Here is a 22,832-nt window from a genome sequence, read left to right on the forward strand (position 1 = left end):
CTTCGTCCTTTCTCATGGAGCAAGCGCAGTGCATGACGCAGCCGATCAGACGCGCGCCGTCGCGGCGCCGCCCCGCCGCCTGAATCGCGCGGCCGCGGCGCTGATCGCGCGCATCGACATCTTCACGCCACGCGGTGCGTATGTCGCGCGCTCGGTCGTCGCCGCCGCGCTCGCGCTCGGCGTCGCGTACCTGCTCGAACTGGAAACGCCGTACTCGGCGGCATCGACGGTGCTGCTCGTGATCAATCCCGTGCAGGGCGCGGTGATCGGCAAGGGCGTGTGGCGCGTGGTCGGCACGATCGCGGGGATGGTCGTCGCGTTCGTGCTGATGGGCTGCTTCGCGCAGCAGCCGCTGCTGTTCATTCTCGGCTTCGCGTTCTGGCTCGGCGTCTGCGTCGCCGGCATGACGCTGCTGCGGCACTTCCGCGCGTCGGGCACCGTGGTGGCCGGCTACACGATCGGCCTCGCGACCTACGGCGCGATGCAGCATCCCGAGCTGACCTTCGAGCATGTGATCGGGCGCGGCTCGACGGTCGCGATCGGCGTGCTGTGCCTGAGCCTCGTGTCGATGCTGCTCGGCACGCGCGATGTCCACGCAAAACTCGAAGCGCTGGTGACACGCGTCACGGCCGACGTCGCACGGGTCATCGCCGCGCAGCGCAACGGCCTCGCGGCGGCGCCCGCCGACGACAAGCGGCACGCGCTGTTCGCCGGCATCTACGGCATCGACGATCTGCTCGCGCTCGGCAAGGCCGAATCGGAAGATCTCGCGCAGCGCGCGGCCGCCGTGCGGCACGGGATGGCGTCGCTGTTCGGCGCGCTCGTGGGCGGCACACCGCCGCTGCCGGCCGACAGCCCCGGCGCGCAAGCAGTCGCGTCGCTGCAGCCGCGTCTCGCGGCCGCATGGCAGGCCGCCGCCGACGCGTTGGGTGAAGGCCCCGGCGGTGCGGCGCACGCGCTTGCGCGGCTGGTCGATGCGCGCGAAAGCCTGCGTGTGGCGCTCGACGGTATCGCGCTCGGCGATCCGCGCGATGAAGCGGCGTTATTGATCGCCGGCGAGCGATTGATCGAACAGATCGACGACTATTGCGCGGCGCTCGACGGGCTCGTCGAATTGCGGCGCCCGCGGCCGGGCTATCGGCCCGCACGGGTGCGCTTTCACCGCGACACGGGGGCGGCCCTGCGCAACGGCATGCGCTCGGCCTGCGCGATCGCGATCTCCGGTGCGTTCTGGCTCGTCACCGGCTGGAACCAGGGCGACATGATGCTGCTCGTCGTCGCGCCGTACTGCGCGCTGCTCGCGACCGCCGGCAACCCGGCCGCCGGCGCGCAGGCGTTCATCAAGGGCACGATGCTGGCCGTGCCGGCCGCGTTCGTGTGCGCGTTCGGCATCCTGCCGCGCATCGAAGGCTTTCCGCTGCTGGTCGTCGCGCTCGCGCTGTTCTGGATGCCCGGCATCTATGCGACGAGCGTGCCGAAGACCGCGCTCGCGGGGCTCGCGTATCTCGTCGCGTTCAACACGCTGACCGGCGCGACCAATCCGTTCCGCCCCGACGTCGCGCTGTTCCTGAACCAGTCGGTCGCGTGGGTGCTCGCCACCTTCCTCACGCTGCTCACGTTCCGCTTGATCCTGCCGCGCAACCTGGCCACCGACGCCACGCGGCTGCGCCGCACGATCCGCGACGACACGCTCGCAGTCGTGGCGGGGAAGCGCGTCGTGGCGGCGGGCTGGCAGCAGCGCCAGCAGCACCGCATCGCGCAGCTCGGCGCGCTGCTCGCCGGCCAGCCGGCCGCGATGACGCAGGCGAGCATCGAAGCGCTCGCGGCGCTGCACGTCGGCAAGGAGTTGCTGCGAATTCGTCGCGGCGCCGAGCGTGACGGCCTGCCCGACATCGCGCGGCGCCGCGTGCGCGCCGGGCTCGCCGGCCTCGCGCGGCACGCGGCCGCCCCGGCTCGTGCGGCGCGGCATGCGCGGCGCGCCGCGCACGCGCTCGCCGGCCTCGCCGCCGCGCAGCCGGGCAACACCGAACTGAAGTGGCTGATGGCCGCGTTCGCCGACGTCCACGTGCTGCTGCACACGTACGCCGCCTATTTCACCGCCGTTCCGGAGCGCACCCGCGATGCTCAGTGAATTCCCGCTGGCCGGCATCTACCTGCCGCCCTTTTTCGTCTATGCGTGCGCGACCGTGCCGCTCTACATGGCCGTGCGCGCGCTGCTCGCCCGGCTCGGCGTGCTGCGCCGCGTGTGGCATCCGGCGCTGTTCGAGTTCGCGATTTCGCTCGTGCTGGTCGCCACGCTGATCCTCTATTTCTAGTCTCTCGTCGGAACGTATCGCGTCATGTCGCTCAAACCCCTCACCCGAACCCTGCTGACGCTCGCCACGGTGGCCGTCGCGATCGTGCTGGTCGCCGCGCTCTGGCATGCGTACGTCCTCGCGCCGTGGACGCGCGACGCGCGTGTCAGCGCGCACGTCGTGCGGATCGCGCCCGAAGTGTCGGGCACCGTCGTCGACGTCGCGGTGGTCGACAACCAGCGCGTCGCGAAAGGCGACGTGCTGTACCGGATCGATCCGCAACGCTTCGCGCTGGCAGTGGAACAGGCGGAAGCGCAGGTCGCCGCGACCGCCGAGTCGATGCGCCAGAAGCGCGACGAAGCGCAGCGGCGCACCGGCCTCGACGATCTCGTGCCGCGCGAGGACATCCAGCGTTCGAGCCGCGCGGTGTCGATCGCGCAGGCCGAGCACCGCAAGGCGCTGGCCGCGCTCGAGGTCGCGAAGCTCGACCTCGAGCGCACGACGCTGCGCTCGCCGGTCGACGGCTACGTGACACAGTTGCGCCTGCGTCATGGCGACTACGCGGTCGAGGGCAAGCCCGGTATTTCGGTGCTCGACGCACACAGCTTCTGGATCACCGGCTATTTCGAGGAAACCAAGCTGCGCCGCATCACGACGGGTGCGCCCGCAACGATCCGGCTGATGGGCTTCGATCCGCTGCTGAGCGGGCACGTGACGAGCATCGGCCGCGGCATCGCGGACGAGAACGGCACGCTCGACGAACTCGGCCTGCCGGCCGTCAATCCGACCTTCAGCTGGGTGCGGCTCGCGCAGCGCATTCCGGTGCGCATCGAGATCGACCGGGTGCCGGCCGGCGTGCTGCTGGCGGCCGGCATGACGTGCAGCGTCGAAGTCGGCGAACGCGGGCGCGAACGCACGCCGCGCGGCCGGCTCGCGTCGTGGCTGCACGCGTGGATGTGAAGGGGGCGACGATGCGATGCCCGCTTCCCCCACTGCGTCCGACACGCTACGCGCGCACCTTCATCGCGGCCTGCACGTGCGCGCTGGCCGCATGCACGACGGTCGGCCCCGATTACGCGGCGCCGCAGCCCGTGCATCCGTCCAGCTGGATCGCGTCGCGCGACACGGTAGCCGCCGATCCCGCGCAATTGCAGGACTGGTGGCACACGTTCGGTGACGCGCAGCTCGATGCGCTGGTCGCGCAAGCGATCGCGCACAACCAGGATCTCGCGATCGCGCGCCAGCGGTTGCTGCAGGCGCGCGCCGAACGCGACCAGATCGCGAGCCGCCTCGGCCCGACCGTGACGGCGGGCGGGAGCGCCGATGCGATCCGTTCGTCGCGGGCGCTCGACTGGCCGCCCGGCATCGGCCAGTCGCGCACCTACCGGCTCGGCTTCGATGCGTCGTGGGAACTCGACCTGTTCGGCGGCACGCGGCGCGCGGTCGAATCGGCCGATGCGCAGATCGAGGCGCTCGACGACGATCGCCACGCGATCCTCGTGAGCCTGCTGGCCGAGCTCGCGTCGGATTACGCGGAACTGCGCGCGACCCAGGAGCGGCTGCGGATCGCGACGGACAACGTCGCGAGCCTCGACGCCACGCGGCGGCTGACCGAGCAGTCGAACCGGCGCGGTCTCGGCACGTCGTTCGCGGTCGCGCAGGCGCGGGCCGAGCTGCAGCTCGCGCAGGCGACGTTGCCGCCGCTGCATCAGGACGTCGCGCGGCTCGCGCATGCGATCGGCGTGCTCGTCGGCGGCTTTCCGGAAACGCTGCGCGACACGCTGAGCGCGCCCGGCGCGACGCTGCCGGTCGCGCCCGCGCTGCCCGTCACGTTGCCGTCGGACGTGATCCGCGAGCGCCCCGACGTCCGCGCCGCCGAACGGCGGCTGGCCGCCGCGACCGCGCAGATCGGCGTCGCGCGCGCCGAGCAGTTTCCGCATTTCGCGATTCCGTTGAGCCTCGGCACGACGGCCAGCCTCGTGCAGGACCTGTTCTCGGGCGCGAGCGTCGCGTGGTCGGTCGCACTCGACGGCACGCAGACGCTGTACGACGGCGGCCGCGCGAAAGCCGGCGTCGACGCCGCACGCGCGGCCGCCGAAGCCGCGCGGCTCGCGTACGAGCAGCGCATCCGCGGCGCGTTTCGCGATGTCGAGGACGCGCTGGTGGCGATCGGCGCCGCGCGCGACCAGCAGGCCATGCTCGCCGCGGCGGTCGACAGCAGCCAGGATGCGCAGGCGCGCGCGACGCGGCTGTACCGCAACGGCCTAGGCGAATACCTGTCGGTGCTGACCGCGCAGCGCGCGACGTACCGCGCGCGCGATGCGCTCGCACTCAGCCGGCTCGCGCAGGTGCAAGGCGCGATCGCGCTCTACAAGTCGCTCGGCGTCGGCTGGCGCGACGCGCCGCCGGTCGCGCAGGCCGGCGCGCCGCAAGCGAATGCGCAGTGAACGCCGCCCCCCGGCGCCCCGACGCTTCGGCGTCGCTCATCCACCGGAGAAATCCCGATGCCCGCTCTCAATCCGAATGATTTCGCGTTACACGACATCCATCTCTTTCCGGTCTGCGTGTTTCGCGCCGAACACGCGAGGCCGGGCTACGCGCCCCGCTGGGAAGGCGAGATCGACACGCTGATGCGTCACGGCGAGCCGTTCGTGATCGTCTACGTCGAACTCGATACCGACGAAAGCCACGACGACCGCAAGCATCGCGCGGTCTGGCTCAAGCAGAACAAGGCAGCGCTGGGCGCCGTCTGCAAGGCGCTCATCAGCGTCGAACCCGATCCCGACCGGCGCGCGGAAGTGGCCGCGCAGGGTGAAGTCGCCGTCAAGGCATTCGGGATTCCGCATCATGCGGTGGCGTCGTTCGGGCAGGCCGTCTCGCTCGCCGCGCGGCTCACGCGGCAGCCTTCGGGGGAGGATGCGCGGCAGGCCGGACAACCGGCATGACGCATGCCGGTGCGCCACGCCGCGTTGCATTCACCCCCGACACGAGGGCCGGCATGCGCTATCCAAACCTGACGATCACGGGCTCGCACGCGCTGGCGTCTTGTCCGTCGCGGCTCCCCGATCCCGGCGAAATCCTGTTGTGGCGACTGCGCGGCGAATGGCAGCTCGTCACCAGCGAGCGCGGCCATCTCTACCTGTCGAAAGCGGAGCTGCGGCGTGCCCGCACGCATCCGAATCGCGCGCACGGCCGCCGCTTCGCGATCGGCCGGTCGGCGCTGCGCGCAATCCTGGGAACGCTGGCGGGCCAGGCAGCCGACGCGCTGACGCTGATCGACCGCGATGCCGACCATATCGCGGTCGCGGGCTGCGACTTGCTGGACGGGCTCGACGTGGTGATCGGCCATGCCGGCATCTGGATCGTCATCGCGATCGCCCGTGGCCCGATCGGGCTGGGCATCGCGCAGACCAGCGCGCTCGCCGATCCGGTATCGCGCGACCAGTTGCGGCTGGACAGCCTCTCGAATGCGTGCGGAACCGGACACGGCGCGACGCTCGATTCGCTGGCGCCGCTCGCGGGGGCATTCCGCGAGGTCGATACGCCGCATGCCGGCCGCTGGCGCCTGCTCGATATCCCGCTTTCCGGCCTGGCCTGCGCGGCCACCGTGGCCGCTCGCCGGATGGACCGGATCCACGCGGTGGGCTGGCGCGGCGAGCGGAAAGACTGGCTGGCCGATCGCGATCGGCATCTGCGGGCGGCGAAGGAGCGTGGTGAGGCTGCTAGCGTCGCGGCCGGATAGACCGGGGCGACATTCTCGTGTCGCATGCTTGCGCCACTCCCGGCGTCGACATCATCGATGGCAGCCGTTCATGGGACCGCACAAAGGTTGTCGGTTATGGGAGCCGGCGGCGTTGGAGCAAGGTGACGGTTCAATGTGCGTACCGGGCATGCCCGTGATCGATGCCCAGCCGCGCCGCCATGTTGCCGTCGATCCGTTGTCCGGCGACCATCGGGCCCGTTTGCACGCGCTTGCCCGTACGCCCCGGCAATTACAGACCGATCACATCGTCCGCCACCGCAACACGCGGATGACGGCGGTCTTGCTTGCATTCGCCCAGACTTCGCGCTCCTGAACGAATTCCGGAACGAACACGACCGCAAAGAGCCGTGCGGCGATCGTCTCCAGGCGCCATCCGCGCCATTCGTTCCTTCGCGGAATGACGGGCGACCGCCATCGCCCTGAAGAACCCCAGCTGGACTGCCGACCATTCCCATCCGCTTTGCATACCGTTGGCGACCCGCCCCTGCCCCTGAGCCGAGGCGGCGGCCCCCCCTGTATGCATTGACGCAAGCGGGTTGCGCACCGACAGCCGAATTGCGATTCCGGCGATGTCAGGCCCTGCGTCCCCCTCTACCGGCGTGTACCGCGCGACGACATCACCACCGCCCACCTTCCGATGCATGCCGACCCGCCGTGTCATCGGGCAGCGCGTTTCGTGCGGTAACATTGCGACTCGATGGAGCCACTAGCAGAATCCAAAGCGGACACCATGACGCAAGCATCCCAACTGTCCCGCACTAATCGAGCTGTTCGGCCGCTGTCTCTGTCGGCCGGGAGCGATCCGGTCGACACCAGTGTGACCTTTTCCGCTCCTGGGCCACATGGCGCCTCCGGCGCCCCTGCCACCGGAACCCTCGATGCACCGACGCACGCAGCGACTTCCCGCACCGCTTCGGCCGCTCCTGACCGGCCCGCCGCTCACCCGCCCCGATCCCCCCTCTCCCCTGACACCACGGCAATCACGCTGCACAACCTTCCCGTCGTGAATCGACGCAACGCCACGCTTGGGAGCACGAAATGAAACTCGGTGGTCTGGGCCGCAAGATTGCGGTGTCGATGGCGGAGCTGGCGCTCGGCATCATGCTGATCGTCGTGCTGATGACCTATGTGTTCTACTACGTGATGCTCCGGCACTGGGGCGAGTTCTGCCACCAGGCAAGCTGGATTCCGTCCACCCCCGAGTGGATATGCCTGGGCATCACGCTGCTAATCGGCCTGATACTCGCCATTGTCGTGTCGACCCGGCTCGCGCATCGGATCCTCGTACCGCTCAACTCGGTCGCGGACGGCATTCGCCGCGTCGCCAGAGGCGACCTGACCGCGCGCGCCGTCGCCGGCGATCGATCGATTCGCGAAGCCGCGCTGATCGCGGACGACTTCAATGCGCTCGCCGCCCAGCTGCAGCGGATGACGGACGAGCAGGCATTCTGGAATGCCGCGATCGCGCACGAACTGCGTACGCCGGTCACGGTCCTGCGCGGTCGGTTGCAGGGGCTGGCCGAAGGCGTCTTCCAGCCGGGCGAGGCGCTGTTCCGCAGCCTGTTGACCCAGGCGGAAGGATTGACGCGCCTGATCGAGGATCTGCGCGTGATCAGCCTCGCCGAAAGCGGGCATCTGAGCGTCAGCATCCAGGAGACCGACCTGGCGACGCACGTCAAGGCGGTCGTCGAGATGTTCGAGGATTCACTGGCCGCGGCCGGTCAACACATGGTGCTCGATCTCGATACGCGGCCCGTGCGCTGCGACGCGTTCCGGATGCGCCAGGCGCTGCTCGCGCTGCTGGAAAATGCACGGCGCTACGCGGTGCCCGGTGCGATCCGCATTCACACCCGCGTCGAAGACGGTACGTGCCAGCTGGTGGTCGAAGACGAAGGTCCGGGCATCCCCGCCGATTGCGCAGCCCGGATCTTCGATGCCTTCCGGCGCGTGGACGATACGCATTCCGACCAGAAGGGCGGCAGCGGCCTGGGGCTGGCCGTGGTAGCGGCCATCGCGCAGGCGCACGACGGAGAAGCATCGTGTCGCCCAACCGCGCGCGGCGGCACGTCGTTCGCGTTGCGCTGGCCCGACAGCCCCGCGTCGGGGCGCACGGCGGCATCGGATCGGAAGGATGCGGCGCTCGCCCCGCAACGCCCCCTCGATGCCGACCCGCGGTAAGCCTCGCCGCAAGCGGTCGATACGCCCCGTGCGCCGGTCTGCCGCCCTGCGGCGCGGCGCACACGCCCTCCACCGCTGAACAAGGGCGCCCGTGACCCGCGCGAAGCGCACGCCGCTCCCGCCGAAGCGAACCTCTCAATAGCATCCCCCCGGGCACCGGCCCGTGCATGCCAATGGCACGCACGGCGACCGGCATTTCATCAGATGATTGCGGCATTCCGGGATGCCCACCCCGCATCCGGATAGCGCCAGGCCGCCCCGGCGCCCGTCCTCTTCCGGCTCGCCCCGCCTGCCGATCGCCCATCGGCCAATCTTTCACCCGCTCCATCAAACCTCCATCTTTCCGCACAAAAAACTCCATCGGGCGCACGCACACTTCGATCCGAAAATGCGGGCCACTGGGTGCCTGCGTCTATGGAGTCCACATGAAAAATCAGAAACGAGCCTGCTACGGTGCCGTGTGCGCGCTGGTGGCGGCGATGCTGGCGGGCTGCGGGCCCACCGAACAGCAGGCCGCCGCGCCGGCCACCCCGGTTGCGGCGATGACGCTCGCAGGCGCGCCCCTCGACCTGACCGAAGACCTGCCGGGCCGCGTCGCGGCCGTCCGGATCGCCGAGATCCGGCCGCAGGTCAGCGGCATCGTGCAGCGACGGCTGTTCGAGCAGGGCACGGAAGTCCGTGCCGGCCAGCCGCTGTTCCAGATCAACCCGGCGCCGTTCAAGGCCGACATGGACACGGCCGCGGCCGCCCTGCAACGCGCGGAAGCCGCGCTCGCGCGGGCCAAGGTGCAGACCACCCGTCTCAAGCCGCTGGTCGAGGCCGACGCGATCAGCCGCCAGGTGTATGACGACTCGGTGTCGCAACGCGACCAGGCGGCCGCCGACGTCGCGCAGGCGCGCGCGACGCTCGCCCGCCGCCAGCTCGACCTGAAGTTCGCGACCGTCGAGGCGCCGATCACCGGCCGCATCGACCAGGCTCTCGTGACCGAGGGTGCGCTGGTCGCGAGCAGCGACAGCCAGCCGATGGCACGCATCCAGCAGATCGACCAGGTCTACGTGGACGTGCGCCAGCCGGCCGCGTCGCTCGAAGCGCTGCGCGGCGCGCTCGCGGCCCAGCCGGACACCGCGGGCAACGGGCTGCCGGTCGACGTGCTGCGCGACGACGACTCGCGCTACGACGTGAAGGGCCGCATGCTGTTCTCGGGCGTCAACGTCGACCCGGGCACCGGCGACGTGCTGCTGCGCGTGCTGGTCGACAACCCGAAGCGCGAGCTGCTGCCGGGCATGTACGTGCGTGCCCGCATCCCGCGTGGGCACTTCGAGAACGCGCTGACCGTGCCGCAACAGGCGATCGTCCGCGCGGGCGGCAAGCCGCAGGTCTGGGTGCTCGACGCGAAGAGCCAGGCGCACCTGAAGGCCATCGAGGTGGGCGAGCTGACGAACCGCAGCTATCGGATCAAGTCGGGTCTGCAGGCGGGCCAGAAGATCGTCGTCGAAGGCATGGAGCGCCTGAGCGACGGTGCGCCCGTGACGGCGACCGCCTGGAAGGCGCCTGAAGCGGTCAAGACCGCTTCGTCGCACTGAGTCACGGGGAGCATCCAGTCATGTCCCAATTCTTCATCCGGCGCCCGGTCTTCGCGTGGGTGATCGCCCTCTTCATCATCCTGCTGGGCCTGATCGCCATCCCCGAACTGCCGGTTGCGCGCTATCCGTCGGTCGCGCCGCCGACCGTCACCATTACCGCCACCTACCCGGGCGCCACGCCGCAGACGATGACCGACAGCGTGCTGAGCCTCATCGAGCGCGAGCTGTCCGGCGTCCGCAACCTCCTGTACTTCGAATCGGCGTCGGATACCTCCGGCCAGGCGAAGATCACCGCGACCTTCAAGCCCGGCACCGATTCGGCGATGGCGCAGGTCGAGGTGCAGAACAAGCTCAAGTCGGTCGAGCCGCGCCTGCCGCCCGTCGTGCGGCAAAACGGCGTGATCGTCGAGTCCGCCTCCACCGGCTTCCTGTTGTTCGTCGGCCTGAAGTCGGACAGCGGCCGCTATGACGAAAACGCGCTGGCCGACTACATGGCGCGCAACGTCGTCGAGGACCTGCGCCGTGTCGAAGGCGTCGGCAAGGTGCAGCTGTTCGGCTCCGAACAGGCGATGCGCATCTGGGTCGATCCGCAGAAGCTGATCACCTACGGCCTGTCGATGAACGACCTGACGACGGCCGTCGCCCAGCAGAACGTGCAGATCGCCCCGGGCAGCCTCGGTGCGGCGCCCGCGCTGCCGGGCCAGCGCGTCACGGTTCCGCTCACCGCGCAAGGCCAGCTCACGTCGCCCGAGCAGTTCGCGAAGATCGTGCTGCGCGCGAACGCGAACGGCTCGAAGGTCGTGCTCGGCGACGTCGCGCGGGTCGAGCTCGGCCCGCAGTCGTTCACCTTCGTCAACAGCGAGAACGGCAAACCCGCGACCTTCGCCGGCGTGCAGCTGGCGCCGGGCGCCAACGCGGTGAAGACCGCCGAGGCCGTGCGCGAGCAACTGGACATGATCGCCAAGACGATGCCGTCCGGCATGACCTACTCGATCCCGTTCGATACCGCGCCGTTCGTGAAGATCTCGATCGAGAAGGTGATTCACACGCTGATCGAAGCGATGGTGCTCGTGTTCCTGGTGATGTACCTGTTCCTGCAGAACGTGCGCTACACGCTGATCCCGGCGATCGTCGCGCCGGTGGCGATGCTCGGCACCTTCACGGTCATGCTGATGACAGGCTTCTCGATCAACGTGCTGACGATGTTCGGCATGGTGCTCGCGATCGGCATCATCGTCGACGATGCGATCGTCGTCGTGGAGAACGTCGAACGCCTGATGGTGGAAGAAGGCCTGTCGCCGAAGGACGCGACGATCAAGGCCATGAAGGAAATCACCGGCGCCATCATCGGCATCACGCTGGTGCTGACGGCCGTGTTCCTGCCGATGGCGATGTCGAGCGGTTCGGTCGGCGTGATCTATCAGCAGTTCACGATGTCGATGGCCGTGTCGATCATGTTCTCGGCCCTGCTCGCGCTGACGCTGACGCCGGCCCTGTGCGCGACGATGCTCAAGCCGGTCGAGCACGGCCACCACGAGAAGCGCGGCTTCTTCGGCTGGTTCAACCGCCGCTTCGACCGCATGACGAGCTGGTACGAAACGCGCGTCGGCAAGCTGGTCGGCCGCACGGGCCGCGTGATGCTGCTGTTCGTCGCGATCTCCACCGCGCTGGTGTTCGGCTTCCGCATGCTGCCGTCGTCGTTCCTGCCCGAGGAAGACCAGGGCTACTTCATGACCGGCTTCCTGCTCCCGTCGGATTCGACCGTCGAGCGCACCGGCGACGTGGTCAAGACCCTCGAGAAGCATCTCGCGTCGCGTCCGGGCATCGAGTCGAGCATCTCCATCATCGGCTACGGCTTCTCGGGCCTCGGCTCCAACGCGGCACTGAACTACGCGGTGCTCAAGGACTGGGACAAGCGCGAAGGGGCAAACGCGATGGACGAAGCGATGCGCGCGCAGGCCGCGATGGGCGGCGTGACGGAAGGCACGGTCATGAGCCTGTTGCCGCCGGCGATCGACGGGCTCGGCACCAGCTCGGGCTTCACCATGCGCCTGCAGGATCGCGCGAACCAGGGCTACGCGGCACTCAAGGCGGCTGAAGCCAAGCTGCTCGAACTGGCCGCGCAAAGCAAGGTGGTGACCGGCGTCTATCCGGACAGCCTGCCGGCCGGCACGAGCGTGAAGCTGGACATCGACCGCGACAAGGCCGAAGCGCTCGGCGTGTCGTTCACGACCATCAGCGACACGCTGTCGGCCGCGATGGGTTCGACCTACGTGAACGACTTCCCGAACGCGGGCCGCATGCAGCAGGTGATCATCCAGGCGGATGCGCCGGCCCGCATGCAGATCGAGAACGTGATGAAGCTCTACGTGCGCAACGCGACCGGCGGCATGGTGCCGCTGTCCGAAGTGGTGCGCCCGGTCTGGTCGGAAACCCCGCTGCAGCTGGTGCGCTTCCAGGGTTACCCGTCCGCACGGATCTCCGGCGGCTCGGCCCCCGGCTACTCCAGCGGCGCGGCGATGGCCGAGATGGAGCATCTGGCCGCGCAGTTGCCGCCGGGCTTCACGGTCGCGTGGACCGGCCAGTCGCTGCAGGAGCGTGAGTCGGCTTCGCAGGCGCCGATGCTGATGGCGCTGTCGATGGTCGTCGTGTTCCTGGTGCTCGCGGCGCTCTATGAGAGCTGGGCGATTCCGCTGTCGGTGATGCTGGTGGTGCCGCTCGGCCTGATCGGCGCGCTCGCCGCGGTGATGTTGCGCGGGATGCCGAACGACGTGTTCTTCAAGGTCGGGATGATCACCGTGATCGGCCTGTCGGCGAAGAACGCGATCCTGATCGTGGAAGTCGCGAAGCAGTTGCGCGAGGAAGGCATGGGGCTGATCGAGTCGGCCGTGCAGGCGTCCAAGCTGCGTCTGCGCCCGATCCTGATGACCTCGCTCGCGTTCGGCCTCGGCGTCGTCCCGCTGATGATCGCGACCGGCGCCAGCGCCGAGACGCAGCACGCGATCGGCACCGGCGTGTTCGGCGGCATGGTGACCGCCACCGTGCTGGCCATTTTCTTCGTTCCGGTTTTCTACGTGTTCGTGATGAGCATCCAGGAACGCATCTCGGCCTGGCGCGCATCCGGCAAGAAGCCCGCCGCCGTGACCCACGAACATGAAGGTTGATGCCATGCGACTACTCATTCTTTCCGCAGCGGTTTCCGCCGCGCTCGCGCTGTCGGCGTGCTCGATGGCGCCGAAGCTGGTCAAGCCCGAGCTGCCGGTGCCGACCGCCTATACGACCGCGGTCGCGGCCGACCAGCACGCGAACGCGGCCGATCTCGGCTGGCGCTCGATGTTCGGCGACCGTCGCCTGCAGCGCCTGATCGAGCTCGCACTCGAGAACAACCGCGACCTGCGCCTGGCCGCGCTGAACGTCCAGGCCGCCGAAGCGCAGTACGGCATCCAGCGTTCCGCGCGCCTGCCGTCGATCGGTGCCGGCGCGAGCTTCACGCGCCAACGCACGGCCGCCGACTCGCAATCGAACCCGCCGCTGCTCGAAAACACGCAGAACCAGTACGGCGTGAACATCGGTCTCAGCGCGTTCGAGATCGACCTGTTCGGCCGCGTGAAGTCGCTGTCGGATGCCGCGTTCGCGCGCTACCTCGCGACCGATCACGGCCGCCGGGCGGTGCAGATCGCGCTCGTCGGCTCCGTGGCCAACGCGTATTTCGCCGAGCGTCTCGCGCAAGAGCAGCGCGCGCTGTCCGAACGCACGCTGAACGACTGGCGCCAGTCGCTCGACCTCGCGCGCCGCCTGAAGCTCGCCGACCAGGCGAGCGGCGTCGACATCGCGCAGGCCGAAGGCCAGGTCGCGAGCGCCAGCGCCGATCTCGAGGCGCGTTCGCGTGCCGTCGAGCAGGCGGGCAACGCGCTGCGGCTGCTGGTCGGCACCGACCTGCCGAAGAACCTGCCCGATCCGCTGTCGCTGGAGCGCCAGCCGGTGATGACCAAGCTGCCGGCCGGACTGCCGTCGGAATTGCTGTACCGCCGGCCGGACATCCAGCAGGCCGAGCAGAATCTCGTCGCCGCCAACGCCGACATCGGCGCGGCGCGCGCGGCATTCTTCCCGCGCCTGTCGCTGACGTCGTCGATCGGCTTCCTCAGCCCGGGGCTGGGCAGCCTGTTCGACGGCGGCCAGCGCGTGTGGAGCTTCGCGCCGCAGGTCACGCTGCCGATCTTCCAGGGCGGCCGGCTGCGTTCCGAGCTGAATCTCGCGGAAGTGCGCAAATCCAGCGCGGTCGTCGAGTACGAACGCTCGATCCAGACCGCGTTCCGCGAAGTGGCCGACGGCCTCGCCGGGCGCGAGACCTTCAGCCGCCAGATCGACGCGCAGACCAAGGTCGTCAAGAGCGCCGAGCGCCGGACCGATCTCGTGAACCTGCGCTATCGCGCCGGCATCGAGGATCGGCTGGAACTGCTCGACTCGCAGCGCCAGCTGTACGCCGCGCGCCAGACGTTGCTGGATCTGCGCAACGCCGAACTGGGCAACGCGGTCGCGCTCTACAAGGCGCTCGGTGGCGGGCTGACCGACACCGACGTGCCTCCCGCCAACAGCGTGGCAAAAAACTGAGCAATGGGCCGTCGCCCATCCGTTCGCGACGACTGAAAGCACGGTGAAGTCCGGCGGCGCACGTGCCGCGCCGCCGGATCGCCCTAACGGTCACGCTCACTTCCAGTGAACCCGATGAACCCTCTGATACTCATTGCCGAAGACGATCCGGAGATCGCCGACATACTCGACGCGTACCTCGCCCACGACGGCTTTCGCACCTACCGCGTCGATCACGGCCAGGCCGTGCTCGACGTGGAGCCCGTCCTGAAGCCCGACCTGATCCTGCTCGACGTCAGGATGCCGAAGAAGGACGGCTGGGAAGTCCTGGTCGAACTGCGCCGCCGCAGCGACACGCCGATCGTCATCATCACGGCGCTCGACCGCGAGATCGATCGCTTGCAGGGGCTGCGTTTCGGCGCGGACGACTACATCACGAAGCCGTTCAATCCGGCCGAGGTGGTCGCGCGCATCCGCGCGATCCTGCGTCGTTTCGAAACGGCCACGTCCGGTCGCTTCCTCAAGGTCGGCAACCTTGAAATCGACACGCAAAGCTATCTGACCACGGTCCGCACCGACACCGGAGAAACCGGCGTCTCGCTGACGCTGACCGAATTCCGGCTGCTCGCGCACCTGGCCGGCTCGCCGAACCGCGTGTTCACGCGCAGCGAACTGATCGACGCCTGCCTTGCCGACGTCGATGCGCTGGAGCGCACCGTCGACAGCCATATCAGCCGGCTGCGCAAGAAGCTCGAATGCGCGGGCGCGTCCGGGATGCCGGAGGTGATGCGCGGGGTCGGCTACCGGCTGCGCAGCAGCCAGTGAACGCGCGCCATGGATCGCGGCGGCACAAGGCACATGGCGCGGATCGTCGGACTCCTGACGGTCGCGGTCGTGCTGACGATCGCGACCGGATGGTTCGTCGCCTACGGCCTGCTCCTGGCCGTGTCGTCTCCCGCGACCGACAACCCGATCGCGGTGGTGATCCGGGAGACGCCGAGCTATCTGATGCTCGCAGCCGTCTTGCTGGCCGCGCTGGTCGCGACGATCGTCGATCTCGTCAGACTGGCGCGCGCAACGGGCTCATAGCAACACGCCGACGCTCATTGCACGCCGGCCGCTACGCTGCGATTCCGTTGTTTTCGAATCGTTATCGGAAAGACGTCTTTTCCAGAGATCTGATCAACCGCATGCGCGCAGCGAGGGTCGAAATGAGCAATCAGGGCAATGTCTCTTCGTCGATCGATGGCGATGCTCGCGAACGGGAAAGCAGCGACGATGCACGGATCGGCCGCGTAACGTTGATTCCGATCGGCGCAATCGAACCGGAAGAACGCTGGCGCCACATGATGCACTCACTCAACGCATGCAGCGACGGCGCGCGCATCAACCGGCAGCGCAACGACGGCGCACTTGATACACGCAGAAAAATGACTTCCGGCGACCGATCGAGATGCAGCGCGACGATCGATATCCTGGATCAACCGACGTCCAGCACGGTGGTGCTTTCGTGGCGGGATTCGACGGGCGGACATTACGGCTATCAAAACTGGCACAAAGGATTCGCCAGACGGGCAGGGATATGCGCGATGAGCGGTAGGCCCATCACCCCCGGCGACGAGATATTTCGGCCAAGCGTGCGAAATGGTCGGCCGACGAACGCGTCCGCGATGATTCTCGCGATTCACATCGCCTGCATCGACTTTGCGCGGATCACGACATAGACGTGGCGCCCTTCCCGCTCCCGGCCGGGCGCCGACGCTGTCGGGCTCCTGGAAACCGGGCCGCTCAGTGCGCCTTCCATCCGGCCGAAGCGCTCATGGGCCACTCACCACCGAAGCGCTGAAGCGCCGACTACAGAACCCTCACCATGGCCATTTTCGAATTGATGATCGCGCTGCTGCTGGCGATCCTTGTCTTGCACTACGTCGGGCACAAGCTCGGGCTGCCCCCTGCCGTCGCGCTGATCATCGGCGGCGGTTTCATCGCCTTCCTGCCCGGCCTACCCGAGGTGCATATCGATCCGGAACTGGTGCTGGTGATTTTCCTGCCCCCGTTGCTGATGGACAGCGCCCTGGGCATCTCACTCGACCACCTGCGCCGGCACATGCTGGGCGTCGGGGCGTTGGCGATCGGGGCGGTGCTCTTCACCACGGTCGTGGTGGCCCTCGTCGCGCACTGGCTCGTGCCCGCCCTGCCCTGGGCCGCCTGCGCGGCCCTGGGCGCGCTGGTCGCGCCGCCGGATGCGGTGTCGGCCCGCGCCGCACTGCAGCGGGTGAAACTGCCGCGCCGCCTCCTGATCCTCCTGGAGGGCGAGAGCCTGTTCAACGACGCAACGGGCCTCGTGCTGTTCCGCTTCGCGGTGGCAGCGGGCGTGACGGGCCTGTTCAGTCCGGCCGAAGCCCTCGGCAGCTTCGCCCTGCTCGCGCTGGGCGGCGTACTGGTCGGCGCGCTCGTGGGGGGCGCGTGGGTCATCCTGATGCGCCATCTCGACGAAGACAGCCTGGTCATCGCCGCCGGCCCGCTGTGTGCGTGGGGTTCCTATCTGCTGGCCGAGCGCTTCCACGTGTCGGGGGTGATCGCCACGGTGACGACGGGCCTCATCTGCGCCTGGTTCCAGCACCGCGTGCTCGGCGCGTCGGCGCGACTGTACGGCACCGGCTTCTGGTCCGTCACGATCTTCATTCTCGAGGCGTTCGTGTTCCTGATCATCGGATCCTCGCTGCATGAGTTGATCCAGCGGGGCGACGGGCTCGACTCGATGCTCGCGGAGATGGGCGTGCCGGTGCTGATCGTCGTGCTGGCCGTCATCCTCGCGCGGTTTGCCTGGGTGTATGTGTCGGACGGCGCGCTCATCCTGCTGCGGAAGCTGGGCGTGACCCGCTTCCATCCGCTCGGGCTGGCCGATGCCACGGTATTGAGCTGGGCCGGCATGCGCGGGGTGATCACCCTGGCGCTCGCCGCCAGCCTCCCGGAGAGCTTTCCGGGGCGTGATTTCATCCTCGTCACCGCCATCGCCGTCATCCTCGCCACCGTGCTGGTGCAGGGGCAGTCGCTCGGTGCCCTGATCCGCTGGACCGGGCTCGCGGCGCCGGAAAGCGACCAGCCTCGCCTGAGCATGAGCGAGGCGCAGGCCGTGATTGCCAAGGTGCAGTACGAGTTGATGGCAAAACGGGCGTACAACGCGGCAGGCGAACTCGTTCACCCGATGCTCCTGGACATTCACCGGCACAAGGCCGAGGACATGGCCCGCTACGCGCGCCACGCCGACGAATACAAGCCCCACCTCGTTGCACGTTCGGACACCGTGCTGGAATTGATCGCGGCGGGTCGGGCCGAGCTCATGCGCCTCTATCGCGCCGGCGACATCGACGAGCACACGCTGCACGAACTGACGCGCGACCTCGATCTCGAGGAACTTCGCGCCATTTCCGCGAAGGCGTGACGCGATCGCCATCGATGGAGACGCAACGCCTTCAAGCCCGTGACGGCTCCATCATTTCTCCATCAAACCGCACCAAAGCGTCCATCGACGCCAAGCACACTGCGAACCCCATCATCGAGACCGCATGCGCGAGCAACACGAACCCATGGACACGTTTCCGGCCCTGATCACCTGCGAGCATTGCGACAGCGTCTACCGACGCCGCGCGCTGGCGCCGCACGAGGTCGCGCGTTGCGAGCGCTGTTCGGCCGTGCTGTTTCGCTCGAGCTGGCTCGATATCGACCGGTGGCTCGCGCTGGCGATGGCGGCAGGCGTGGTGTTTGCCATCGCCAACCTCTGCCCGATCATGCGGATCAGCGTGCAGGGGCTGCACAGCGAAGCCACGCTGTGGCAATCCGCGCTCGCGCTGGCCAAAGGCTACGCCGCGCCGATCGCGATTCCGACGGCGCTCGCGATCGTGGTGGTGCCGTTCCTGCAGATCGCCACGCTGATCTGGTTGCTGGCCTTTGCCCGTGCAGGGCGTCGCGCGCCCGCGTTCGGCCCGCTGATGCGGCTGCTCGTCGCGCTGCGGCCGTGGAGCATGATCGAAGTCGGATTGCTCGGCATCCTGATCGCCATCATCAAGCTGTCCAGCCTCATGCAGATCATTCCCGGCGCCGGCTTGTGGGCCACGGCCGTGCTGATGGTGCTGATCCCGCTGATCGCGGGCCACGATGCGCGCCAGCTGTGGGACTGGGTCGTGCCGGTGGAACCCGCCGGAGGCCGCTCGTGAGCCTGCCCGTGCGCGCCAGCCAGCTAGGCATGGTCGGGTGCCATGCGTGCGGCCTCGTCTGCCGGCCCCCCGCCTGCGCCGCGCAGGATGCGCACGCGCATGCCGCGGAAGCGGCACGCTGCCCGCGCTGCGGGTCGGCACTGCACGCGCGTCGCCCGGACAGCCTCGTGCGCGCGTGGGCGCTGCTGATCGCCAGCCTGATCTTCTATCTCCCGGCCAACCTGTTGCCGGTGATGCGCACCACGCTGCTCGGCAGCCACAGCGAATCGACGATTCTCAGCGGCGTCGTGGTGTTCTGGAAAGCCGGCTCGTACGGCATCGCGTCGGTGATCTTCATCGCGAGCGTCGTCGTGCCGTGCACGAAGTTTCTCGCGCTCGGCATGTTGCTCGTCACGACGGGCCGGCGCAGCGTGTCGGCCATGCGCGAGCGGGCCGTGCTGTATCGCGCGGTCGAGCTGGTCGGCTACTGGTCGATGCTCGACGTGCTGGTCGTCGCGATCATCTGTGCGCTGGTGAAGTTCGGTCCGCTGTCCGAGATCGAGCCGCGCGCCGGCATTTTGTTTTTCGGCATGGTCGTCATTCTCACGATGCTGTCTGCGATGAGTTTTGACCCACGCCTCATTTGGGACGCCGAAGAAGCATGAATCCTCCATCCGGCCCGCAAGGCCTCGAACCCCACGACCCGCCCGTGACGCGCAACCGCCTGCGGCTTTCGCTCGTCTGGCTCGTGCCGCTCGTCGCGGCATTGATCGGCCTGTCGATGGTGATCCACGCGTGGTTGTCCGTCGGACCGGAAATCACGATCACGTTCAACACCGCGCAAGGCCTCGAGGCCGGCAAGACGCCCGTCAAGTACAAGGACGTCGTGATCGGCACCGTGACCGCCATCTCGCTGAGCGACGACAGTTCGCACGTCGTCGCGACGGTGTCGTTCGTGAAGAATGCGCGCAACCTCATTCGCGACGACACGCGCTTCTGGGTCGTGCGGCCGCGTGTCGGCATGAGCGGCGTATCGGGCATCGATACGCTGTTCTCCGGCGCCTACATCGGCATGGACACGGGCGGCTCGACGCAATCGCGCAAGGCCTACACCGGGCTCGAGACGCCGCCCACCGTCATCAACGGCATGCCGGGGACGAGCTTCGCGCTGCGCGCCACCGATCTCGGCTCGCTCGATATCGGCTCGCCGGTCTATTACCGCCATCTGATGGTCGGCCACGTCGCGTCTTACAAGCTCGACATGCAGCGCCGCGACATGAACCTGCAGGTGTTCATCGATGCGCCGTACGACCGGCTGGTGACGACCGATACGCGCTTCTGGAACGCGAGCGGGATGGATCTGTCGCTCGACGCGAACGGCCTGAAGCTGAAGACCCAGTCGGTCGCAACGATCGTGGGCGGCGGCATCGCGTTCGCGACGCCGGAAGACAGCGATGCGGCGGCGGCCCGTGCAAACCACCTGTTTACGCTCGCCGACAACGAAACGTCCGCGATGGCGGCGCCGGACGGGCCATCCCAACTCATCCGGCTGCGTTTCGAGCAGCCGTTGCGCGGGCTCGCGGTCGGGGCGCCGGTGGAATTCTCCGGCGTCAACATGGGCAAGGTGGTCTCGACCCAGCTCGACTTCGACCGCACCACCCGGCGCTTCCAGTCCATCGTCATGGTCAAGGTCTATCCGTACCGGCTCGGCCCCGTCATCGAGAAGCTGCAGAAGACCGAAGGCAACGGCAATCCGCGCGCGGCCCAGTTTCTCGCCGGCCTGGTCGAGCATGGGCTCCGTGCGCAGGCGCGTACCGGCAACCTGCTGACGGAGCAGCTCTACATTTCGTTCGATTTCGTGAAGAACGCGCCGAAGGTGCCGTTCGACGCGAACGCCACGCCGCTGACCTTGCCCACCGTGCCGAGTACCTTCGACAAGCTGCCGGAGCAGCTCGCCGACATCGTCGACAAGATCAACAAGCTGCCGCTGGAGTCGATCGGCAAGCATGTCGATTCGAGCCTGACGAACCTGGACGCGACGCTCAGGCAGGTCAACGGCCAGTTGCTGCCGTCGACGACGCGCGCGCTCGACCAGGCGAACCAGACGTTCGGCGCGTTGCGCCAGGGCATCGCCGAGGACGGCCCGCTTCAGGAAAACCTGACGAACACGCTGACCGAAGTCCAGCGTACCGCGCGCTCGCTGCGCACGCTCACCGACATGCTGGGCCGCCGTCCCGACGCGCTGCTCCGGGGCACCGGCGCCGATCACGCGCCGATCGCGCCGGTCGCCCCTTCCACCTCGCCTGTCCAGCAGGAGCCACGACAACCATGAGCTTCCCGATTCGCGCCAGGACGATCGCCCTGGGCGCCGGCGCCGTCATCGCGCTGACCGCCTGCGCGTCGAACCCGGTGCATTACTACACCCTCGTCTCACCAGCCACGTCCGCGACGACAACGGCAACGTCGACCACCGCGCGCGCCGCCGCGCCGCTGGCGATCAACGTGTTGCCGGTCGGCATCCCTGCCCAGCTCGACCAGCAGCAGATGGTCGTGCGCAGCGGGACCGGCGCCGCGCGGATACTCGACAACGAACGCTGGGTCGCGCCGCTCGGCGACGAGCTGCGCGCGGCGCTTTCGTCGGCGCTCGTCGAGCAGCTGGGCGCGCGCAACGTCACCGGCCTGCCGCGGCCGTCGGACCAGACCGTCATGAGCATCCGCACGCAGGTGCGCCGCTTCGATGCGTGGCCCGGGAGCATGGCCCAGTTCGAAGCGGATTGGGTCGTCGGCGTGCAGCAGGACACGCCGGGCCCGCGCATTTCGTGCAGCACGCGGCTCAACGAGGCGGCACCCGGCGGCTACGCGGACATGGTGCGGGTGCAACAGCGCATGATCGAGCAGTTCGCCACGCGGATCGCGAGCACGGTGCGCAGCTTCGGCAACGGGCGCCCTGCCTGTCCCGCCGATTCGTAAACCGTTCCGCCAGGGGAGCCGTCCATGGGAGCGCGCGAAGGTATCCGGTTATGGGAACCGGCTACCTTGAAGCGATGCATGACGCGTGACGCGTTACGCGCGCCGCCGGTAAGTGCCCGGCGTGCTCCCTGTCCAGTGCCGGAACGCGCGATGGAACGCGCTCGGATCGTCGAAGCCGATGTCGGCGCCGATCGCCGCGATCGTATCGGGCGTATCGGTCAGCCGCTGGATCGCGATGTCGCGCCGCAGTTCGTCCTTGAGCGCCTGGAACGTCGTCCCTTCCGCGGCCAGGTGGCGGCTCAGCGTGCGCACCGAGCAATGCAGGTGCTCGGCCGCCTGGTCGATCACCGGTAGGTCGGGCAACGCTTCCGACAGGTACTGCCGCACGCGATGGCACACGAGCTGTTCGCTGAACGATTCGAAGATCCAGTCGCCCGGTGCGCGCGCGAGGAACTTGCGCAGGTTCCGCTTGCTCTGCCGGATCGGCGCGTCGAGGTAGTCCGCGCTGAAGCGCATCAGCGTGCGCTCGCAGTCGAACTGCACGGCGCCAGTGAAGAAGTACAGGTGCTCGACCGCATGGCGCGGCCGCGGGCACGCGAACTCGATCTGCAGCAGCGGGATCTTCTGCCCGATCAGCCAGGAGCACACGCCGTGCACGAGCTTGAGCATCAGCTCCTGGCCGAGCGCGCCGATCGGGCCGACGGCGTCGTTCGGGCGCAGCACCGTCTGCGCGACGAGACCGTCGCGCTTCGATTCGACGAAGAAATCGTCGAGCAGGATATGGAAGAATTGCCCGAAACGATGCAGCGCCGTTTCGAGGTTGCGCGCATCGAGCAGGCTCAGGCACAGGTACTTCAGCGTGCCGCCGCGCAGCGGGCGCGAGAAGATGCCGGGCATCTCGTCGTCGAGCTCGATCGCGAGCGTGCGGTACAGCGTCGAGAACTGTTCCTCCGTCACGCGCGCATGCGGTTCGACGAGCAGCTCGATCGGGATGCCGGCCCCGCCCAGGTAGCGCTCGACCACGTCGCGCTGCACGGCCGCGCTCGCGAGGAAGCCGTTGACGAGCGAGATCGGCACCGTCGCGCTCGGCGACGGCAGCGCACGCCCGGGTGCGGGCCCGGGCTGGGCGGAAAGTGAATCTGAACCGGTCATCGCGTCCCCGTCGATCGAACCGCTCGCATTGTACTTGAGCGGCCCGCGCGGAGCCTTCCGGGCTATCGGCACGCCGGACACTGCGCGGCGCGGCGCGCCGACGCCA

19 protein-coding genes are annotated in these 22,832 nt (G+C 68.5%); 18 read left to right on the forward strand and 1 reads right to left on the reverse strand.

The genetic code is table 11. The features are described from left to right. Window positions 1-28 precede the first annotated feature (28 nt). The 18 genes from QZM35_RS36625 to QZM35_RS36710 all read left to right on the forward strand — a co-directional run bounded on the left by QZM35_RS36625 (window position 29) and on the right by QZM35_RS36710 (window position 21,574). Window positions 29-2,131, forward strand: a complete 2,103-nt coding sequence (locus tag QZM35_RS36625; protein ID WP_089434267.1) for an FUSC family protein — start codon at window positions 29-31, stop codon at window positions 2,129-2,131. After that, window positions 2,121-2,315, forward strand: coding sequence for a DUF1656 domain-containing protein (locus QZM35_RS36630; RefSeq protein ID WP_089429479.1), 195 nt, complete (start codon window positions 2,121-2,123; stop codon window positions 2,313-2,315). Before QZM35_RS36625 ends, QZM35_RS36630 begins: the two co-directional genes overlap by 11 nt. A 24-nt stretch (window positions 2,316-2,339) precedes the next feature. After that, entirely contained in the window at window positions 2,340-3,254 is a 915-nt protein-coding gene (locus tag QZM35_RS36635) for an HlyD family secretion protein (protein ID WP_301777712.1), read from the forward strand. Window positions 3,255-3,265: 11 nt separating this feature from the next. Then, complete coding sequence (locus QZM35_RS36640) at window positions 3,266-4,741, forward strand: efflux transporter outer membrane subunit (RefSeq protein WP_301777713.1); 1,476 nt, start codon at window positions 3,266-3,268, stop codon at window positions 4,739-4,741. A 57-nt stretch (window positions 4,742-4,798) separates the two neighbouring features. Then, window positions 4,799-5,239, forward strand: coding sequence for a hypothetical protein (locus tag QZM35_RS36645; RefSeq protein WP_301777714.1), 441 nt, complete (start codon window positions 4,799-4,801; stop codon window positions 5,237-5,239). Between the two features lie 53 nt (window positions 5,240-5,292). Then, window positions 5,293-6,036, forward strand: coding sequence for a hypothetical protein (locus QZM35_RS36650; protein ID WP_301777715.1), 744 nt, complete (start codon window positions 5,293-5,295; stop codon window positions 6,034-6,036). Window positions 6,037-7,095: 1,059 nt separating this feature from the next. Then, the gene (locus QZM35_RS36655; RefSeq protein WP_089429475.1) at window positions 7,096-8,235 is read left to right on the forward strand and encodes an ATP-binding protein; all 1,140 of its coding nucleotides are present in this window, start codon (window positions 7,096-7,098) and stop codon (window positions 8,233-8,235) included. Window positions 8,236-8,660: 425 nt separating this feature from the next. Next, a complete protein-coding gene (locus QZM35_RS36660; protein WP_089434262.1) occupies window positions 8,661-9,818 on the forward strand; it encodes an efflux RND transporter periplasmic adaptor subunit in 1,158 nt (385 codons plus the stop codon). 20 nt (window positions 9,819-9,838) lie between these two features. After that, window positions 9,839-12,982 (forward strand): multidrug efflux RND transporter permease subunit, encoded by a 3,144-nt coding sequence (locus tag QZM35_RS36665; protein ID WP_089429473.1) that lies wholly within the window; start codon window positions 9,839-9,841, stop codon window positions 12,980-12,982. A 4-nt stretch (window positions 12,983-12,986) separates the two neighbouring features. Then, window positions 12,987-14,429 (forward strand): efflux transporter outer membrane subunit, encoded by a 1,443-nt coding sequence (locus QZM35_RS36670; protein WP_089429472.1) that lies wholly within the window; start codon window positions 12,987-12,989, stop codon window positions 14,427-14,429. 114 nt (window positions 14,430-14,543) lie between these two features. Next, on the forward strand, window positions 14,544-15,233 hold the full coding sequence (locus QZM35_RS36675) for a response regulator (protein ID WP_301777716.1): 690 nt from the start codon (window positions 14,544-14,546) through the stop codon (window positions 15,231-15,233). A 33-nt stretch (window positions 15,234-15,266) separates the two neighbouring features. Continuing rightward, window positions 15,267-15,497, forward strand: coding sequence for a hypothetical protein (locus QZM35_RS36680; protein ID WP_174971090.1), 231 nt, complete (start codon window positions 15,267-15,269; stop codon window positions 15,495-15,497). Between the two features lie 122 nt (window positions 15,498-15,619). Beyond that, window positions 15,620-16,132 (forward strand): DUF3331 domain-containing protein, encoded by a 513-nt coding sequence (locus QZM35_RS36685; protein WP_301777717.1) that lies wholly within the window; start codon window positions 15,620-15,622, stop codon window positions 16,130-16,132. A 146-nt stretch (window positions 16,133-16,278) separates the two neighbouring features. Further along, window positions 16,279-17,853 (forward strand): Na+/H+ antiporter, encoded by a 1,575-nt coding sequence (locus tag QZM35_RS36690; RefSeq protein ID WP_089434259.1) that lies wholly within the window; start codon window positions 16,279-16,281, stop codon window positions 17,851-17,853. Between the two features lie 124 nt (window positions 17,854-17,977). Beyond that, on the forward strand, window positions 17,978-18,625 hold the full coding sequence (locus QZM35_RS36695; protein WP_089434258.1) for a paraquat-inducible protein A: 648 nt from the start codon (window positions 17,978-17,980) through the stop codon (window positions 18,623-18,625). Continuing rightward, window positions 18,622-19,269, forward strand: a complete 648-nt coding sequence (locus tag QZM35_RS36700) for a paraquat-inducible protein A (RefSeq protein WP_089429467.1) — start codon at window positions 18,622-18,624, stop codon at window positions 19,267-19,269. Before QZM35_RS36695 ends, QZM35_RS36700 begins: the two co-directional genes overlap by 4 nt. Next, window positions 19,266-20,936: an intermembrane transport protein PqiB gene (locus tag QZM35_RS36705; protein ID WP_089429466.1), complete on the forward strand. Its 1,671-nt coding sequence runs from the start codon at window positions 19,266-19,268 to the stop codon at window positions 20,934-20,936. The genes QZM35_RS36700 and QZM35_RS36705 overlap by 4 nt, the downstream gene beginning before the upstream one ends. Continuing rightward, on the forward strand, window positions 20,933-21,574 hold the full coding sequence (locus tag QZM35_RS36710) for a membrane integrity-associated transporter subunit PqiC (RefSeq protein WP_301777718.1): 642 nt from the start codon (window positions 20,933-20,935) through the stop codon (window positions 21,572-21,574). The genes QZM35_RS36705 and QZM35_RS36710 overlap by 4 nt, the downstream gene beginning before the upstream one ends. 93 nt (window positions 21,575-21,667) lie before the next feature. On the opposite strand, the gene QZM35_RS36715 is transcribed toward QZM35_RS36710, so the two are convergent. Then, entirely contained in the window at window positions 21,668-22,798 is a 1,131-nt protein-coding gene (locus QZM35_RS36715) for an AraC family transcriptional regulator (RefSeq protein WP_301777719.1), read from the reverse strand. Window positions 22,799-22,832 lie beyond the last annotated feature (34 nt).

The sequence above is a fragment of the Burkholderia sp. AU45274 genome (assembly GCF_030482505.1).
Classification (GTDB): Bacteria; Pseudomonadota; Gammaproteobacteria; order Burkholderiales; family Burkholderiaceae; genus Burkholderia.

What these genes read in the sequence shown, in the direction of transcription:
- QZM35_RS36640 (WP_301777713.1), top strand. Translation starts at nt 3,266, where the DNA reads ATGCGATGCCCGCTTCCCCCACTGCGTCCGACACGCTACGCGCGCACC.
- QZM35_RS36675 (WP_301777716.1), top strand. Translation starts at nt 14,544, where the DNA reads ATGAACCCTCTGATACTCATTGCCGAAGACGATCCGGAGATCGCCGAC.
- QZM35_RS36680 (WP_174971090.1), top strand. Translation starts at nt 15,267, where the DNA reads ATGGCGCGGATCGTCGGACTCCTGACGGTCGCGGTCGTGCTGACGATC.
- QZM35_RS36635 (WP_301777712.1), top strand. Translation starts at nt 2,340, where the DNA reads ATGTCGCTCAAACCCCTCACCCGAACCCTGCTGACGCTCGCCACGGTG.
- QZM35_RS36650 (WP_301777715.1), top strand. Translation starts at nt 5,293, where the DNA reads ATGCGCTATCCAAACCTGACGATCACGGGCTCGCACGCGCTGGCGTCT.
- QZM35_RS36690 (WP_089434259.1), top strand. Translation starts at nt 16,279, where the DNA reads ATGGCCATTTTCGAATTGATGATCGCGCTGCTGCTGGCGATCCTTGTC.
- QZM35_RS36645 (WP_301777714.1), top strand. Translation starts at nt 4,799, where the DNA reads ATGCCCGCTCTCAATCCGAATGATTTCGCGTTACACGACATCCATCTC.
- QZM35_RS36660 (WP_089434262.1), top strand. Translation starts at nt 8,661, where the DNA reads ATGAAAAATCAGAAACGAGCCTGCTACGGTGCCGTGTGCGCGCTGGTG.
- QZM35_RS36630 (WP_089429479.1), top strand. Translation starts at nt 2,121, where the DNA reads ATGCTCAGTGAATTCCCGCTGGCCGGCATCTACCTGCCGCCCTTTTTC.
- QZM35_RS36655 (WP_089429475.1), top strand. Translation starts at nt 7,096, where the DNA reads ATGAAACTCGGTGGTCTGGGCCGCAAGATTGCGGTGTCGATGGCGGAG.
- QZM35_RS36695 (WP_089434258.1), top strand. Translation starts at nt 17,978, where the DNA reads ATGCGCGAGCAACACGAACCCATGGACACGTTTCCGGCCCTGATCACC.
- QZM35_RS36685 (WP_301777717.1), top strand. Translation starts at nt 15,620, where the DNA reads ATGAGCAATCAGGGCAATGTCTCTTCGTCGATCGATGGCGATGCTCGC.
- QZM35_RS36705 (WP_089429466.1), top strand. Translation starts at nt 19,266, where the DNA reads ATGAATCCTCCATCCGGCCCGCAAGGCCTCGAACCCCACGACCCGCCC.
- QZM35_RS36665 (WP_089429473.1), top strand. Translation starts at nt 9,839, where the DNA reads ATGTCCCAATTCTTCATCCGGCGCCCGGTCTTCGCGTGGGTGATCGCC.
- QZM35_RS36670 (WP_089429472.1), top strand. Translation starts at nt 12,987, where the DNA reads ATGCGACTACTCATTCTTTCCGCAGCGGTTTCCGCCGCGCTCGCGCTG.
- QZM35_RS36710 (WP_301777718.1), top strand. Translation starts at nt 20,933, where the DNA reads ATGAGCTTCCCGATTCGCGCCAGGACGATCGCCCTGGGCGCCGGCGCC.